The organism is Microbacterium helvum, assembly GCF_014779795.1.
Lineage (GTDB): Bacteria > Actinomycetota > Actinomycetes > Actinomycetales > Microbacteriaceae > Microbacterium > Microbacterium helvum.
The window spans coordinates 1-15,354 of sequence record NZ_JACXZS010000016.1 but is presented as its reverse complement, the minus strand read 5'-3'; the positions used below and the strand labels follow the sequence as shown (position 1 = coordinate 15,354).

The 15,354-nt window shown below is 73.0% G+C and carries 13 protein-coding genes; 12 read left to right on the top strand and 1 reads right to left on the bottom strand.

Features of this window, described 5'->3' with window-relative positions:
• The first annotated feature begins 6 nt into the window (after positions 1 to 6).
• The 8 genes from IF188_RS18845 to IF188_RS18810 all read left to right on the top strand — a co-directional run bounded on the left by IF188_RS18845 (position 7) and on the right by IF188_RS18810 (position 7,455).
• Positions 7 to 882: a metal ABC transporter permease gene (locus IF188_RS18845; protein ID WP_191173351.1), complete on the top strand. Its 876-nt coding sequence runs from the start codon at positions 7 to 9 to the stop codon at positions 880 to 882.
• Between the two features lie 185 nt (positions 883 to 1,067).
• Positions 1,068 to 1,658, top strand: coding sequence for a hypothetical protein (locus IF188_RS18840; protein WP_191173350.1), 591 nt, complete (start codon positions 1,068 to 1,070; stop codon positions 1,656 to 1,658).
• 46 nt (positions 1,659 to 1,704) lie between these two features.
• Positions 1,705 to 2,154, top strand: a complete 450-nt coding sequence (locus tag IF188_RS18835) for a Fur family transcriptional regulator (protein WP_191173349.1) — start codon at positions 1,705 to 1,707, stop codon at positions 2,152 to 2,154.
• Positions 2,141 to 3,199, top strand: a complete 1,059-nt coding sequence (locus tag IF188_RS18830; protein WP_191173348.1) for a permease — start codon at positions 2,141 to 2,143, stop codon at positions 3,197 to 3,199. The genes IF188_RS18835 and IF188_RS18830 overlap by 14 nt, the downstream gene beginning before the upstream one ends.
• Positions 3,192 to 4,151, top strand: a complete 960-nt coding sequence (locus IF188_RS18825; RefSeq protein ID WP_191173347.1) for a TIGR03943 family putative permease subunit — start codon at positions 3,192 to 3,194, stop codon at positions 4,149 to 4,151. Before IF188_RS18830 ends, IF188_RS18825 begins: the two co-directional genes overlap by 8 nt.
• Positions 4,141 to 5,592, top strand: a complete 1,452-nt coding sequence (locus IF188_RS18820) for a hypothetical protein (RefSeq protein WP_191173346.1) — start codon at positions 4,141 to 4,143, stop codon at positions 5,590 to 5,592. The genes IF188_RS18825 and IF188_RS18820 overlap by 11 nt, the downstream gene beginning before the upstream one ends.
• Before the next feature lie 181 nt (positions 5,593 to 5,773).
• Entirely contained in the window at positions 5,774 to 6,466 is a 693-nt protein-coding gene (locus IF188_RS18815; RefSeq protein ID WP_191173345.1) for a DNA-3-methyladenine glycosylase, read from the top strand.
• 62 nt (positions 6,467 to 6,528) lie between these two features.
• Complete coding sequence (locus tag IF188_RS18810; RefSeq protein ID WP_191173344.1) at positions 6,529 to 7,455, top strand: hypothetical protein; 927 nt, start codon at positions 6,529 to 6,531, stop codon at positions 7,453 to 7,455.
• 81 nt (positions 7,456 to 7,536) lie between these two features.
• On the opposite strand, the gene IF188_RS18805 is transcribed toward IF188_RS18810, so the two are convergent.
• The gene (locus tag IF188_RS18805) at positions 7,537 to 12,648 is read right to left on the bottom strand and encodes an SCO7613 C-terminal domain-containing membrane protein (RefSeq protein WP_191173343.1); all 5,112 of its coding nucleotides are present in this window, start codon (positions 12,646 to 12,648) and stop codon (positions 7,537 to 7,539) included.
• Between the two features lie 367 nt (positions 12,649 to 13,015).
• On the opposite strand from IF188_RS18805, the gene rpmB reads away from it, so the two are divergent.
• From rpmB to IF188_RS18785, 4 genes are all read left to right on the top strand, one after another.
• A complete protein-coding gene (gene rpmB, locus IF188_RS18800; RefSeq protein WP_013584774.1) occupies positions 13,016 to 13,252 on the top strand; it encodes a 50S ribosomal protein L28 in 237 nt (78 codons plus the stop codon).
• The gene (gene rpmG, locus IF188_RS18795) at positions 13,252 to 13,422 is read left to right on the top strand and encodes a 50S ribosomal protein L33 (RefSeq protein WP_018173550.1); all 171 of its coding nucleotides are present in this window, start codon (positions 13,252 to 13,254) and stop codon (positions 13,420 to 13,422) included. Before rpmB ends, rpmG begins: the two co-directional genes overlap by 1 nt.
• A gap of 3 nt (positions 13,423 to 13,425) precedes the next feature.
• Positions 13,426 to 13,731 carry a 30S ribosomal protein S14 gene (gene rpsN / locus IF188_RS18790; protein WP_191173342.1) on the top strand — a complete coding sequence of 102 codons (306 nt, stop codon included), beginning with the start codon at positions 13,426 to 13,428 and terminating at the stop codon, positions 13,729 to 13,731.
• A gap of 355 nt (positions 13,732 to 14,086) precedes the next feature.
• Positions 14,087 to 15,169, top strand: a complete 1,083-nt coding sequence (locus tag IF188_RS18785) for an alpha/beta hydrolase (protein WP_191173341.1) — start codon at positions 14,087 to 14,089, stop codon at positions 15,167 to 15,169.
• Positions 15,170 to 15,354: the final 185 nt, after the last annotated feature.

Here is a 15,354-nt window from a genome sequence, read left to right as displayed (position 1 = left end):
GCACGCGTGAACTGGAACGACATCGCCGACGCGATGTTCGGCGGGCTGCCGTACTACGGCGAGATCCTCGGGCTCGTCTCGAACTCGCTGTGGGCGGGCGCCGTGCTGGGGCTCGTCGGAGGCCTCGTCGGCGTCTTCGTGATGCAGCGCGACATGGCGTTCGCGGTGCACGGCATCAGCGAGCTGTCCTTCGCGGGCGCGGCGGCGGCGCTGCTGATCGGCGTCGACGTCGTCACGGGGTCGATCGTCGGGTCCATCGTCGCGGCGGCGATCATCGGCTTACTGGGAGCCAAGGCGCGCGACCGCAACTCGATCATCGGCGTGCTGATGCCCTTCGGTCTCGGTCTCGGCATCCTGTTCCTGTCGCTGTACGACGGCCGCAGCGCCTCGAGCTTCAGCCTGCTCACCGGGCAGATCGTGTCGGTGCAGACCGGGCAGCTCGGGTGGCTCGTCGCGATCGGCGCGGTCGTGCTGCTGGGCCTGCTGCTGATCTGGCGCCCGCTGCGCTTCGATTCGCTCGACCCGCAGTCCGCCGCCGCACGCGGCGTGCCGACGACCGCCGTCTCGCTGATCTTCATGCTGCTGCTCGGGCTGATCGTCGCCGTCGCGGTGCACATCATCGGCGCCCTGCTCGTCATGGCGCTGCTCGTGACGCCCGCCGCCGCCGCAATGCGAGTCGCCTCGGGCCCGCTGTCGGTGCCGCTGCTGTCGGCCGTGTTCGGCTTCGTGTCGGCGGTCGGCGGCATCCTGCTCGCCATCATGGGCACCCTGCCGGTGAGCCCGTACATCACGACGATCTCGTTCGTGATCTACCTCGTCTGCCGCGGCATCGGCACCCGCCGCGGCCGCGTCACCCGCGGGTCCGCTGTCTCTGCCACCTGAGCGTCGCCCTGGGCTTCGGGTGGCGCAGTGTGCGGCATCCGGGTCCGCGTTCCAGCAATCTCTGCCACGTGAGCATCGACGCCGACGGCTCGGGTGGCGCAGCGTGCGGCATCCACCCTGGCGAAGCAGCCATCGGCGCCACCTGAGCGTGGCGCGCAGCGTGCGCCGGATGCCAGAATCCGAGAATGGATGCCTCACGCCGACGTGACGCGAAGCCCGGGCGCGTCGCGGCAGCGACCTTCGCGGCCGGGCTGCTGGCGGCGGTCCTCGCGGGCTGCGCGGCCGAGCCGGCTGCGACGAGCGCGAGCGATATGAAGACGTACGCGTCCACGGCGGAACTCCTCGCCGACGCCGATCTCGTCGTCGAAGTCACCGTCGGCGGCTCGCGACCCGACGTGCTGCTCCCCTCGGATGTCGAGTCCGACGACCCGCGGCTGAACCCGTCGGCGGGGATGCCCGCTGCCGACGAGGCCGCTGAGGACGCGGCATCCATCCCCATCACGGTCTACGACACGGTGGTCGAGCGCGTGCACGCGGGCGATGCGGTGGTCGGCGCGCACCTCGAGGTGAAGCAGATGCGCGGCGGCCAAGGCAGCGAAAGCGACGACGTGCCGCTCGAAGAGGGCAGCACCTACCTGCTGTTCCTGGCGACCTACGACGATTCGTCGGCGTCGATCCTCGGCGGCAGCGCCGGCCAGTTCGTGCGCGACGGCGACGCGTACATTTCCCAGTACACCGCGGGCCGGCTGGAGCTCGATCTCGACAGCCTGCGCTGACCGGCCGCCCGGCTCGCGTCCAGGGGCCGCGGGTAGACTCGCCGGCATGGCCCAGCGCAACACGTGGCAGCGCGAACGCGTGCGCGAAGCGCTGACGGACGCCCGAGGATTCGTCAGCGCGCAGTCGCTGCACGCGACCCTTCGCGACGAGAACACCGGCATCGGACTGGCCACCGTGTACCGCGCCCTGGCCGGGCTCGCGGCGCAGGGTGAGGCCGACTCGCTGCAGAGCCCCGAAGGCGAGGCGCTCTACCGTGCGTGCGTCAGCGCCGGCCACCACCACCATCTGATCTGCCGCTCGTGCGGGCTGACCGTCGAGATCGAGGCGACCGATGTCGAGCAGTGGGCCCGGGCGACCGCCGAGCGCCATGGATTCCGCGACGCCGAGCACGTCGTCGACATCTTCGGGCTGTGCGCCTCGTGCGCGGCAGCCGCCGACCAGCGGGCTGACCAGCAGCGCACCGACCCGCTTGCCGTGAAGCGTGACGCGCACTGATCCGACGCAGCGGCCCGCGGCGGCGCGCTACGAGCCGGCCACGGCGCGTCTCGGTCCGTCGCCGCAGGCGCGCACGCTCGCATGGCTGGGCGTCGGGCTCGCGGTCGTCGCCGGCCTGTTCCTGATCGACTGGCTCGCTCCGACGCTGTTCCCGGCATCCCTCCCCACCCGCGCGCAGGACGGCCTGACCCTCGCCATCAGCGTGCTCATCGAGTCGCTGCCCTTCGTGGCGCTCGGCGTCGTGCTGTCGATCGTCGTGCAGGTGTGGGTGCCGCCCGGCGTGATCGAGCGATGGATGCCGCGCCGGGCGTGGGCCCGTCGCGCCGTGCTGTCGCTGCTCGGCATGATCGTGCCGGTGTGCGAGTGCGGCAACGTCCCGTTCGCGCGCGGCCTGATGATGCGCGGGTTCACGGTGCCCGAGACGCTGACGTTCCTCATCGCAGCGCCGATCGTGAACCCGATCGTCATCATCACCACGCACCAGGCGTTCGGCTTCAGCGACGGCATCCTGATCGCCCGCCTCGTCGGCGGATACGCGATCGCCAACCTCATCGGGTGGCTGTACTCGCGGCATCCCTCGCCCGACGGGCTGCTGACCGAGCGCTTCCGCGACACGTGCGAGCTCGTCGTGCACGAGCCGGGCGGCAAGTGGCGCCGCTCGCTCTCGCAGCTGGTGATCGAGCTGCGCGCCGTGATGCCGGCGCTGGTCATCGGCTCGGCGCTCGCCGGTGCGGTGCAGGTGCTCATCCCGCGCGAGGCGCTCGTGGCCATCGGCTCGAACCCCGCGCTGTCGATCGTCGCGATGATGCTGCTGGCGATGGTGGTGTCGATCTGCTCGAACGTCGACGCGTTCTTCGCGCTGTCGTTCGCGTCGACCTTCACGCCGGGGTCCATCGTCGCGTTCCTGCTCGTCGGACCGCTGGTGGACGTCAAGATGCTCGCGCTGCTGCGCACGACGTTCACGTGGCGCACGCTCGGCGGCATCGTCGCCGTCGTGGTGCTGTCGGCCTTCGCCATCGGGACGGTGGTGAACCTCCTTGCGTAGACGCGACTTCATCGGGACGCGGTGGCTCGGCGTCGGCCTGTCGGCGTGCCTCGCCGTGGTGACCCTCGGTCTCGCGCTGACCGGACGCCTCGGGCTCTACATCAACCCCGACTCGGCGTGGTTCGCGGTGTCGATGTCGGTGCTCCTGCTCGTCGGCGCGGTCGCGTCGTTCGCGCTGCCGCTCGGAGCCGAGGCCGACCACGGCCACGACCACGCGGATCATTCCCCCCTGCTCGTTGAGCGGAGCGACGAAGGAGCGCAGGCGAAACGCCTTGAGCACACGGACGACCTCCACCCCCTGCTCGTTGAGCGGAGCGACGAAGGAGCGCAGGCGAAACGCCTCGGACGCACGGGCGACCTCGTGCCAGATCGCGTTTCGTCTCGCTCCGCTCGCTCAACGAGCGGGGATGGTCGGGGTGGCGATCACCACGAGCACGTCCATCGTCCGCACCCCGTCGCCTTCGCGGCCACCGTCGTCGGCGGCGTCGCCGCCTCGGGCGTCGTGGTGCTCACCCTCGTGCTGCCGCCCGCGTCGCTGAGCGCCGAGCTGGCGATGTCGCGCGACGTCGGTGCGACGCCGCTGTTCGGCGGTGCCGACACGATCCAGCTGGCCTCGACCGGCGACACGTCGTCGTTCGGGGTGGGCGAGTGGGCCACAGCCTTCGCGACGGCGACCAACCCGGACGCCTTCGACGGCGACCCGGTCGAGCTCACCGGGTTCGTCACTCCGGGACCCGACGGCGGCTTCGACCTCACGCGCCTGGTCATCACGCACTGCGTCATCGACGCCCAGCCGGCGAGCCTGCCCGTGATCGCCGCGGCGGACGCGCCGGAGACCGGCCAGTGGGTGACCATCAGCGGCACGGTGCGCTCGTCGTCCGACGGGCGCCTGGTCGTCGACGCCGTCTCGGTCGACGAGATCCCCGAGCCCGAGGACCCGTATGAGTACTGACCGACCGACCCGCCGCGCGCGGGCTCAGCGTCGGCGGGGACGGGCATTCGTGCTGAGCTTCGCGCTCGTGCTCGGGATCCTCGCAGCGGTCGGCCTCGCCGGCGCGGCGGCGAGCGTCGCGCAGGGCCCGCGCGTGACCGATGTCTCTGTCGATCCCGCGGCGGCGGCTGCGGCATCCGGCTCCCGCCTCATCGTGACCACGACGCAGTCGCTCGCCGACGTCGATCCGTCGCAGGTGTCCGTCAGCCCCGAGACGCCGTTCCAGGTCGACACGTCCGGTCGCAGCGTCGGCGTGCGCTTCACGCTGCCGCTGTGGGACGACACCGAGTACACCGTCACGATCGACGGCGTCGCCTCGCTCGGGGGTGGGCCGACGGCGACCGTCACCGAGACGTTCCGCACGCCGAAGGCAGAGATGTACCTGCTGCAGCGCGGCCGCGACGACGCCGACGGGAAGGGCGGCGATCTCATCTACCGCACCGACCTGTCAGGGCAGAAGGCGGTACCGGTCTTCCGGCACGACCACATCGAGGACTTCCGCGCGACGGCTTCGCACCTGGTCGTGTCGGTGCGGACCGACGACGACCAGGCCGGCCTCATCGTCACCGACCTCGACGGTGGGAACGCGCGCGAGCTGCCGCTGCCGGGCGACGGCTTCGTGTCGAATCTGCAGAGCGCCGACCGCGGCGAGCGGATCGGCTACACGTTCTCGGATGCGAACCTGAGCGCCGACGCGGGCCGTGAGAGCCGCCTGTACACGGCGTCGCTCGGGGATCCGGATGCCGCGCCGGTGGCGATCGAGGTGCAGGGGGCCGATCCGCGTGTCGCCGAGTGGCGGTTCGTGCCCGACACCGACAGCATCCTGCTGCTCTCGTTCGACGGCTCGCTGCTGCTGACGGGATCGGATGCCTCGGGCTCGGCATCGGCGCGCGCCTCGACCGCGCTGGGCGTCGCGCTCGGCATCGACGGCATCGCCCGCGGCTCGAACGAGGCTGTTGTCGACCGGCCCGACCAGGAGTCGGTCATCGATCTGACCGACGCAAGCGAGGTGCAGCTCGTCGCGCCCGAGCAGGATCTCGGCGGCTCGACGTCGGTGACGCCGCTCCCTGACGGGTCGACGATCCGCACGGCCGCCGAGCTCGACGAGGCCGACGTGCCGACGGGCCGCACGACGATCGCGCTCGTCGCGGCCGACGGCGCGACCCGCATGCTGAGCGAGGTGGACGACACCGATGCGGTGCTGCAGGTGTGCGTGTCGCCCAGCGCCCGCTACGTGGCGGTGCTGGTGGCGCCCGACGCCGTGACGAACCCGTACGACCTGTACCAGCTGCCGCTTCCCGAGCGCCCCGAGACCCGCATCCTCGAGGTGTCGGACGGCGGGCAGGTGGTGGCTCTCGACGGCGCCGCGATCTCGTGGTGCCAGGTGCCGCCCGCGGCCTGACCCGCGGCCTGACCCGCGGCACCGCCCGCGGCATCGCCCCCGACGCAGTTCACTTGCGCTGTTTGTACGCGGTTTCGGCATTTCGGCGTACAAACAGCGCAAGTGAACCGATTCGCCGGCGGCGGGCGGTGGCCGGGTGGTAGCGGGTGGTGGGGGTGATGGGGGACGTAGACTCGCGGGCATGGCGCAGGGCGAGTGGCGGGCAGCGACGCGCGCCGAGCTCGAAGACCTTCCTGCGGTGGTCGCGCCGCGGCTGCTCGGGGCACGCCTCACCACCGTCGTCGGCGGTGAGACCGTGGCGCTGCGCATCACCGAGGTCGAGGCGTATCACGGGCGCGGCACGGGTCCTGTTCCCGATCCCGGCTCGCATGCGCGCATGGGCCCCACCGCCCGCAACGCCACGATGTGGGGCGAACCCGGGCATCTGTACGTCTACCTCAGCCACGGCATCCATTCCTGCGTCAACGTCGTGAGCGGCCCCGCGGGTGTCGCCGGCGGTTGCCTGCTGCGCGCGGGCGAGGTGATCGAAGGAATGGATGCCGCCTTCCGCCGTCGGCCGGCCGCCCGGGCGGCGCGGGACCTGGCCCGCGGACCCGGGCGCTTCGGTGACGCGGCCGGCTTGCGGCATCCTCTCCACGACGGCATCGACGCGATCACGGGAGCACCGTGCCACGGCGCCGAGGCGCGGCTCGAGCTGCTCGCCGAGCCGCTGTCCGAGGTGGCCTCAGGCCCACGCGTCGGCGTCGCGGGCGTGGCCGGCACCGACGTGTTCCCGTGGCGGTTCTGGGTGCCGGGCGACCCGACGGTGTCGGCGTTCCGGTGGGGCCGCGGCGCGCGCGAGGCGGCCGAGTCCGGGCTCTCATCGCATTCATAGGCAGCGCAGATCCGGCTCATGAGCACCGTGCCTAACGTCATGGCGCGAGTGGAAGGAGCCGCATGGCGCAGGTCAAGGTCGACAGGAGCCTGCTCGAGGGCATGACGAAGCGCGAACGGCAGGCGTTCGTGCGCGAGATGGTCCGGCAGGAGCGCGAGCGTCAGGCGCGGCAGCGCCGACAGCGTCGTATCGCGGGGTGGTCGGCGGCGGGAGCCGTCGTCGTGCTCGCCGTGGCCGGGGGGATCACGGCGGGGGTCGTATCGGCGAACAACGCCGCCGCCGCAGAAGCCGAGAAGGAGGCGCAGGCCGCAGCCGACGCCGCACGCGGGCCCGCCAACATGCTGACCGACGGCCTGCTGCTGCAGAGCGACGGCACGACGGTCACGCCGGTCTCGACGGGAGCTCTCGGCGGTGCGACGCCGAGCAAGAGCGCGTCGACCGCAGCGACGACGGGGGTGCTCGACGTGCAGCTCTACGTCGATCCGACCTCGGCCGACGCTGCGACCTTCTGGTCGGCCGCAGGCGCCACGATCCAGAGCGCGCTGACCGCCGGCGATCTGTCGCTGGAGCTGCACCCGATCGCGCAGACCGGCAGCGCAGACGCGCTCGCGGCCGTCGCCGCGTTCGGGTGCTTCGCCGCGCTGCAGCCCGATGCGGCGCTCGCCGCGTGGAACGCGATGATGCAGGTCGGCATCGACGGCGCCGCGACGGGCGCGACCTTCACCGCCGGCGACGTCACCGGCGTTCTGACGACGGCCGCGGCGACCGATGCTGTGGTGGACTGCGTCGACGCCGACACGTATGCGCAGTGGGCGGATGCCGCCAGCACGCGTGCCACGACATCGATCCCGTACGCGACCGATGCCGCCGCGGCGACGTCGGGGGTCACGGTGGTCGCGGCGGGCGAGGTGTACAACGGATCCCTGACGGACGCGAACGCGCTCTCGTCGTTCTTCGCCGACGCGCTCGCCGCGGCCACGGCAGGCTGACGGAGCGGGCTGAGGCGGGCTTCGGGGGTCACGGATCGCGGTATCGCGGCGCTGGACACGGCGCGTCGTGACCCCCGAGGCTCAGCGCAGCGATGTGACCGCGAGGTAAGCCGTGCGCAGGGCGCGCATGCGCCTCTCGTATCGTGCCGCGATGTAGATCAGCAGCGCGCCGCCGATGCCGAGCCAGAGCCACCAGGGAACCGCGGTGTAGGCGGCCGAGATCCACGGCCACAGCTGCGCGACCGCGTGCACGAGCAGCACGACAGCTCCGAGCACGAGCGGTGCCTGCAGCCGCCGCACGGCGCCGACGACGACGAGCGCGATCGCGACGACCCCGAGCGCGACGATGCGCCACAGCGCCGACGTGCCGAAGTCGAGCAGCAGCGACGGCACGGTCAGCAGCGCCAGCCACGGTCCGAGCGTCGGCCAGGAGCGTGCATCGGGCCTGCGCCGCAGAGCGAGAGCCCCGTAGGCCAGGCCGCCGAGCGCGGGCGGGACCGTCACCAGCTCGACCGGGCGCACGCCGAACGCGAGCAGTGCGACGATCCCGAGGGCCACTCCCGAGATCGCCGCCGCGGCGACGAGCATCGCGCCGAGGCGCCCGTGAGCGAGCACCCCGCTGATGGCGACGACCGTCAGCGCGCTCATCGCGAAGACCGTGCGCATGCCGGAGCCCTCGTCGTGGGTGGCCAGCAGCATCCCCTCGGCGATCGTGAAGAGCACGGTCGCGACCGCGAAGCCCGCGCCCACGACGCGGCCGACGCGCACCGATGCGGTCGCGCGCAGGGCGGTGAGCCCGATCGCGAGCGTGATCCCCGCCGCGACGAGGAGGAACAGATCGGGCTCGAACCCGGCGGCGTCCCGCACCCACGCGAAGCGCACGCCGCACGCGATGAGCGACACGGCGAGGCCGCCGACGGCGAGGACGCCGCCGAGGGCGCGCCACCGCGGCAGACCCAGGACGGCCGCGCCGCCGACGCCGATCGCGCCACCGATCACCGCGACGAGCACCGTCCGACCGAGGTCGCCGTCGGTGCGGGCGATCGCGACCACGGCGAGAACCACCGAGCCGACGCCCGCGAGCCAGGCGGGTGCGACGACGTCACGGGGCCCGTTCGCGGTCGCGGTCAGCAGGACGGCGATGCCGAGCGCTCCGACGGCCGCGACGATCGCGGCGGCCTCGCCTGACTCCAGCATCGGTGCGACGAAGCCGCGCACGCCCATCGCGAGGGCGAGGCCCGAGAGCACGAGTGCCGACGGCGCGCGCAGCGCGGCAAGGCCCGTGCGCCGCGGTCGCGGCTCGTGAGGCGTGGTGATGGTCGGCAGCGCGACCGGTGCAGGCGCCGCCGGTTCGACCGTCACAGCCTGGACCGCCGGCGTCTCGCGCACCGGGATCGCGGCCAGCGCCGCCGCCGCGACGAGCGCCGCGACGATCACCGTCCACACGCGCGCCGGTTCCGGTGCGGCGACCAGGCTCGGCGCGCCCGCGAGCAGGAGCCCCCCGATCCAGGCGGCGCCCTCGCCGTCCGGCCACGGCCGTCCCGCGCGCCCGCGGCGCAGCATCCCGAGCACCGCGCCCCCGAGGCAGAACAGCGCGATCGGCAGCGTGACCGCCTCGATCGCGTCGACGTGGCCCTGGACGAGCGCACCGGCGCCGACGGCCACCGCGCCGACGAACGACACCCAGCGGGTGGCGGCGGTCCATGGCAGGCGATCGAGAGCCGCCGCCGCCAGGTGCAGGGCGCCCTGCACGACGAACGCGGCGATCACCACGCGGGGCTCGTTCAGCAGCGGCCATAGCGGCACGATCGCGACGACGAGGGCGGCCAGCGGCACGACCAGCGCGTAGGCCTGCGTGGCCGCGTCGCGCGAGCGCACGCGCGTCATGCCGAAGCCCGATGCGTATGCGACGACGACGAGCAGCAGCAGCCACAGCGGGGTCCACGGGCCGTCCGCGGCCCGCTCGACCACGACGAGTGCGATGCCTGCCACGGCGACGGCGGCGCCGACGAGTGAGACGGGACGGATGCCGCGCACCGGCGTGAACGACAGCGCCAGGGCGATCGCGGCCCCGACGAGCGCGACGACGGCCCCGCGCACAGGAGTGCCGGTCCAGCCGACGACGGCCGAGTTCCACAGGCCGATCCCGAGGCCCGCTGCGAGGGCGATGCTCGCCTCGGCGCGTCGGCGCAACCATGCCGTCATGGCGGCCGCGGCGACGAGCGCGACGGCAGCCGGCACGGTGTACGCCTCGACCGTGAAGGCGGTCGCCGGCGTCCCGTCGCCGAGCCAGGACCACCAGGCTGCGATCGTGGCGACCAGGGCCGGCCACAGCAGCAGCCGTCGCGGCGCGCGCGAGACGGGCACCCCGACCGCTCGGGTCGTGAAGCGCTCGTCGCCCGAGCGGTCGGCTGAGCCGTCGCCCGTCGACACCGCGGGCGCAGTCCAGCCGCGCGTGACCGCCGCCGCGCCGAATCCGACCGCGACGAGTGCGAGCACGGCCCACGCGAGGGCCGGCGCGATGCCCCACGCCGTGACCGCCACCGTCGCGGCGGCGCCGAGGTCCGCGGCCGCGCGTGCCGCTGTCGCCGCGGGAACGGCTGCCGCGCTGCGCGCTGCGACCGGGTTCGACGTCGGCCGGGTCGTCGCCGACAGCAGGGCCGCGAGCACGGGCACGGCGGCGGCGGCGGCGACGAGCACCGCGGCGGCCCAGCCTGTCTGCGCGACGCCCAGCGCGGCGAGAACGGTGTGGGCGAGACCGGCGAGAGCCGGCGCGAGCAGCGCGGTGGCGCCCAGACGCGCGACGCCCTCGACGCGCGTGCGGCCGAGCGCCACCACGATCAGGCCGGCCGCCAGCAGCGCACCGCATGCGATGCCGGTCCACGGCTCGCCGAGCACGGTCGCGAGCGCGTTCGACCCGGTCGTGGATCCCGGGGCGCCGATCGCGGCGGTCGCCGTCCACGCCAGGCCGACCACGACCAGCGCTTCGGCCGACACTGCCAGCGCGCTGCGTGATGCACGTTCGACGCGCAGCGCGATCGCGGCCGCGAGTGCGGCGACGGCCACCCATTGCAGCAGCGCCGGGACGACGGCATCCATCCCGATCCGGACCCCCGTGACGGCACTCAGCGCACCGGGCGCGAGAAGCGCCGACACCGCGCCGACGGCCACCGGCCCCAGCGCGGCGGCGACCGCAGGCAGGTCGGCGGGGCGCAGCAGCAGCCGCAGCGCGACGGGATACGCGGCCGCCACGACGATGCCGATCAGCCACAGCCAGGGCGTCGCCGTCCCCGCGGCGTAGGCCATGACGACGGAGCCGAGGCCGGCGGCGATCCAGCCCCACGCCGTGCCTCCTGCCCGGTGCCGCACGACGACGGCGAGCAGTGCGCCGATCGCGACGGCGAGGGCGGCCCCGACGAGCGCGGCGGGAACCGCGGTGCGCGCGGCGGCGGTGAGCAGGACGACCGCCACCACGATCGCGCGGACGTCGGTGAGTACCGGGCGGCGCAGGGTCGGCGACAGCAGCAGCAGCGCCGCGACGAGCACCGCGCCGATCACAGCGAGCAGCGGAGCCTCGGGCGCCGCGAGCGGGACGGCGAAGGCATCCGTGTGCCAGGGCGTCCACGAGTCGGCGATCGCACTCGTGCCCTGCCACAGCCACGAGATCACGATCCCGGCGAGAGAGACTCCCCCGATCACGGCCGAGGCGATCGCCGGGGCGATCCACGCGGACCGTGGGCGGCGTTGACGGAGCAGATCGACCACGACCGCGGTGCCGACCGCCAGCACCGGCGCGACCAGCACGGCGAAGAGCGGCTCGTCGATCCGCAGCGCGAGCTGCCAGCCGGAGAGGCCCGCCGCAGTCGCCGCGAGGCCGCCGGCGGCGCCCGACAGCAGGTCGGCCGCGGGCAGCGGCTCACCCGCGACCGGTCGTCGCGCGAGCCACGCGTGCGCCGCGCCCAGCACGACGACCAGCGCGCTGGACCACACCGCCACGGCGACCGCGTCGCCCGTCGCCGTCCACGCGGTGAGTGCCGCGGCGATGACCGCCAGGATTCCGGATGCCGCCAGCACGACCCGCTCCGGCACCCCGCCGGCCCCGCCTCGCGCCGATGACCACGGCGCCGGCAGGGCGTGCACGAGGCCGCCGACGCCGGCGCCGAGGAAGCCCGCGACGAGCGCCTCGGCCGACGGCAGGGCGGCGAGGCCGCCCACCAGGAACCCGGCGCCCGCCGGCACCGCCAGCGATGTCGCGAGGTCGGGGCCGCGCAGACCCGAGACACGCGCCCATACGCGGCAGAGCGCCGCCACGACGAGGGCGGCCACGCCGGTGTAGACGGCGGGATCAGTGCCGCCGGCGCCGAACAGGTCGTTCGCGCGGACGGCCCACGCGTCGAGGGCCAGCAGTACGACGCCGAGCGCGCCGACGCCCTCCGCGGTCGCGGTCAGGTCCCGTCGCGGCAGCCACGAGGCCACGACGATCGTCGCCAGCGTGATGGCGCCGATGATGAGCGCCTTCACCGCGATTCCGGCGACGAACCAGGCCAGCAGCAGGAAGAACACCGCCGCGATGCCGACGAGGGAGACCCCGACGATCAGCAGCAGCACCGGCACGGTGAGGCGGCGCCGCGGTGTGGAGGCCACGGGAGCCGGAGCTGCCGGCGGCCGCCCCGGCGCCTCGGGACCGGGGCGGGCCGGCACCGTCTGCGAGACGGTCGCCGCCGCGGGGGCGACAGTGGACGGTAAGGGCAGTTCCGGCGTTCCCGATTCGGCCTCGGCGGAGAGAGCCGACAGGGCGACCAGGGGATCGGGCTCGGCATCGGTCAGCGTCGGGACGGCGACGTCCGCTTCGGTCGGAATCGGCCGGGGCGCCGCCGGTGCCGGCACAGTGGCGTCTGCGGCGACGACGCGGATCGCCGAGACCGACGCGGAACCGGGGGTGGCGGCATCCACCTGCACAGCGGCGTGCGACGCCCTGATCTCGTCGATGAGGCGCTGGCGCGCGATCTCGGTGTCGAGCAGGCGGCGGCCGAGCTCGAGCACCTGCGGCGCACGCGCGTCGGTGAGCGCGAACCCGCACGACGGGCAGGTCGCGGCGGAGACCACGGTGAAGCACGACGGGCAGCGGTGCGCGTCGGCGAGGTCGTACGGCGAAGACGGCCAGATCCGAGTGGCCGTGCGCGGCTCGGTCATCGTGTCCCCTCTCAGGCGGCGGATGAGCATCATCGTCGAGGCCGCCGGGGCGGACGCGCGAGAATTTGTCTGGAACGGCAACGGCGTCGCGACCCGCATGGGCGTCGTTTGGATGTCGTCCCCAGAGCCATTCCCACGCGGGAATATACCCTGACCTGGCCTTCGCGCCGGCGCGCGCCTCGTCGAGGTCGGGGCCGACGGGCCACGCGTGCTAGACTGACTCTTTGTCTGCGCGCACTCCAGCACGCAGTTCGCATCCTCCCTCGACTTCAGGCCGGTTCATCCCGGTCCCTGAGCTTGTCGAAGGGTGCAGACAAGGGATCTTGGGTGGGGCCGTCCGGCCTCACGGTACTAAGGAGACATCACTATGGCAGCAGTGTGCCAGGTGACTGGAGCAGTTCCCGGCTTCGGTCACAACATTTCGCACTCGCACCGCCGGACGAAGCGCCGCTTCGACCCGAACGTGCAGAAGAAGACCTACTTCGTTCCGTCGCTGGGTCGCAACATCAAGCTCAACGTCTCGGCCAAGGGCATCAAGGTCATCGACGCTCGCGGCATCGAGGCGGTCGTGCGTGACCTCCAGGCGAAGGGTGTGAAGCTCTGATGGCCAAGAAGGCACAGGACGTCCGTCCGATCATCAAGCTGCGTTCGACCGCCGGCACGGGGTACACCTACGTGACGCGCAAGAACCGCCGCAACAACCCCGACCGCATCGTGCTCAAGAAGTACGACCCGGTCATCCGCAAGCACGTCGATTTCCGAGAGGAGCGTTGATCCATGGCTAAGAAGAGCAAGATCGCGCGCAACAAGCAGCGCCAGGAGGTCGTCGACCGCTACGCCGCCAAGCGCCTTGAGCTGAAGAAGGCGCTCGTTTCGCCGAACTCGACCGACGAAGAGCGCGAGGCCGCTCGCGTGGGTCTGCAGAAGCTGCCCCGCAACGCGTCGCCGGTCCGCCTGCGTTCGCGCGACGTCATCGACGGCCGCCCCCGCGGTGTCCTCACGAAGTTCGGCATCTCGCGTGTCCGCTTCCGTGACATGGCGCACCGTGGCGAGCTGCCCGGCGTGACCAAGTCGAGCTGGTAAGCCAGCACGCGAACAAGCACTGTGAGCTGGTAAGCCAGCACGCGAACAAGCACGGTGAGCTGGTAAGCCAGCACGCGAACAAGCACGGTGAGCTGGTAAGCCAGCACGCTTCACGAAAGGCCCGGAGTTCCTCGGAACTCCGGGCCTTTCGCGTACCCGCTCGCACGGCCGCCGGCATCCCGAGACCAGGGATCTGCCCGTCGAGCCAGGGGAATCGCGCCGAGACCGGGGGTGTCGTCCCCTGGTTCGCGGTGAATCCCTTGTCTCGCCGAAGCAGGGGATTCGCGAGCAGAGCCGGGGATGCCCGACTGTCAACCTCTGGGTGGCGCGGGACCGTGCGCGCCAAGATGGTGTCATGCGCCTCGACCCGTTCTTCGACGAGCGCCTGCGCGTGCACCGCAAGTACATGTTCGACCAGGCCGTCGGCGTCGTGCGCGGCAGGCTGTCGGCGCTGTGGCCGTTCGGCCGCGCGCCGCTCCCGGCCGCCGCTCCCGTCGCCGCGAAGGCCCGTGCGAAGTCCGACCCGTCTCGCGGTCCGCATGCCCGCGCCCGTGCGAAGCACCGTCGCGCCGCGCTGGCGTGGGACCGTACCGAGCTGAGCACCGTGGGAACGGCCGGCCCCGACGTGCGGATCACCGAGCACGAGGTGGCGGTGCCCGGCTACCCGTCGGTGCGTGTCCGCATCTATCACCCCTCGGTCGTGGGCGACGCGCCGGTGCCCGGCGTGCTCGCCTTCTACGGGGGCGCGTTCCGTATCGGCGGCATCGACTATCCGACGACGGATGCCGCCTACAGGCGTCGCTGCGTCGACGCCCATGTCGCGATCGCCGCCGTCGACTACGCGCTGGCGCCCGAGCACCGCTACCCGACGCAGGTCGAGCAGGCGTACGCCGCCCTGGACTGGCTCGTCGCTTCCGCCGCCGAACTCGGGATCGACCCGAGCCGCATCGGCGTGCAGGGCATCTCGGCGGGCGGGTGCCTCGCTGCCGCGCTCACCCTCGTGAATCGTGACCGCGCCCGTCACCCACTCATGCTGCAGCTGCTGGAGGTGCCCGTCGTCGACCTCACGGGCGCGCACCTCGACCTCGGCGCGATGCGGGCGCTCGGCATCCCGCGGTTCCTCACGGTACGCGAGCTGCGCTCGGTCGCCCGCACCTACCTCGCCCGACCGCAGGATGCGCGTGAGCGCTACGCCTCGCCGCTGCGCGCCGCGTCGCACGAGGGTCTTCCGCCGGCGGTGATCCTCACCGCGGAGTACGACCCGCTGCGCGGCGACGGCGACGCGTACGGTGCGGCCCTGCGCGCGGCCGGCGTCGACGCGAGCGTCGTGCGGTACCAGGGCGTCACGCACGACACCGCGATCTTCACCGGCGTCCTTCCCGCCGCCCGGCGGTGGCACGACGACGCCGTGACCGCCCTGCGGCGCCTGCACGCCTGACGCACCGCTCCGCTCCGGCTCCGCTCCGGCCTGCTCGGCTCCGCTCCGCTCCGCTCCGTGAATCGCCCTGGGTTTCGTTCCTATCGGGTTCCCTGTCCGGCGATCACCGGCTGGGCGGATTCCAGGTCAGCGTAGTACGCGTCCTCGACCTCGATGGGCGGGCGGTAGTCGAGCTCGCCGTGGAG

Coding starts and splice junctions, on each gene's coding strand:
- IF188_RS18820 (WP_191173346.1), top strand. CDS start 4,141: ATGAGTACTGACCGACCGACCCGCCGCGCGCGGGCTCAGCGTCGGCGG.
- rpsN (WP_191173342.1), top strand. CDS start 13,426: ATGGCTAAGAAGAGCAAGATCGCGCGCAACAAGCAGCGCCAGGAGGTC.
- IF188_RS18785 (WP_191173341.1), top strand. CDS start 14,087: ATGCGCCTCGACCCGTTCTTCGACGAGCGCCTGCGCGTGCACCGCAAG.
- IF188_RS18840 (WP_191173350.1), top strand. CDS start 1,068: ATGGATGCCTCACGCCGACGTGACGCGAAGCCCGGGCGCGTCGCGGCA.
- rpmG (WP_018173550.1), top strand. CDS start 13,252: ATGGCCAAGAAGGCACAGGACGTCCGTCCGATCATCAAGCTGCGTTCG.
- IF188_RS18815 (WP_191173345.1), top strand. CDS start 5,774: ATGGCGCAGGGCGAGTGGCGGGCAGCGACGCGCGCCGAGCTCGAAGAC.
- IF188_RS18835 (WP_191173349.1), top strand. CDS start 1,705: ATGGCCCAGCGCAACACGTGGCAGCGCGAACGCGTGCGCGAAGCGCTG.
- IF188_RS18810 (WP_191173344.1), top strand. CDS start 6,529: ATGGCGCAGGTCAAGGTCGACAGGAGCCTGCTCGAGGGCATGACGAAG.
- IF188_RS18805 (WP_191173343.1), bottom strand. CDS start 12,648: ATGACCGAGCCGCGCACGGCCACTCGGATCTGGCCGTCTTCGCCGTAC.
- rpmB (WP_013584774.1), top strand. CDS start 13,016: ATGGCAGCAGTGTGCCAGGTGACTGGAGCAGTTCCCGGCTTCGGTCAC.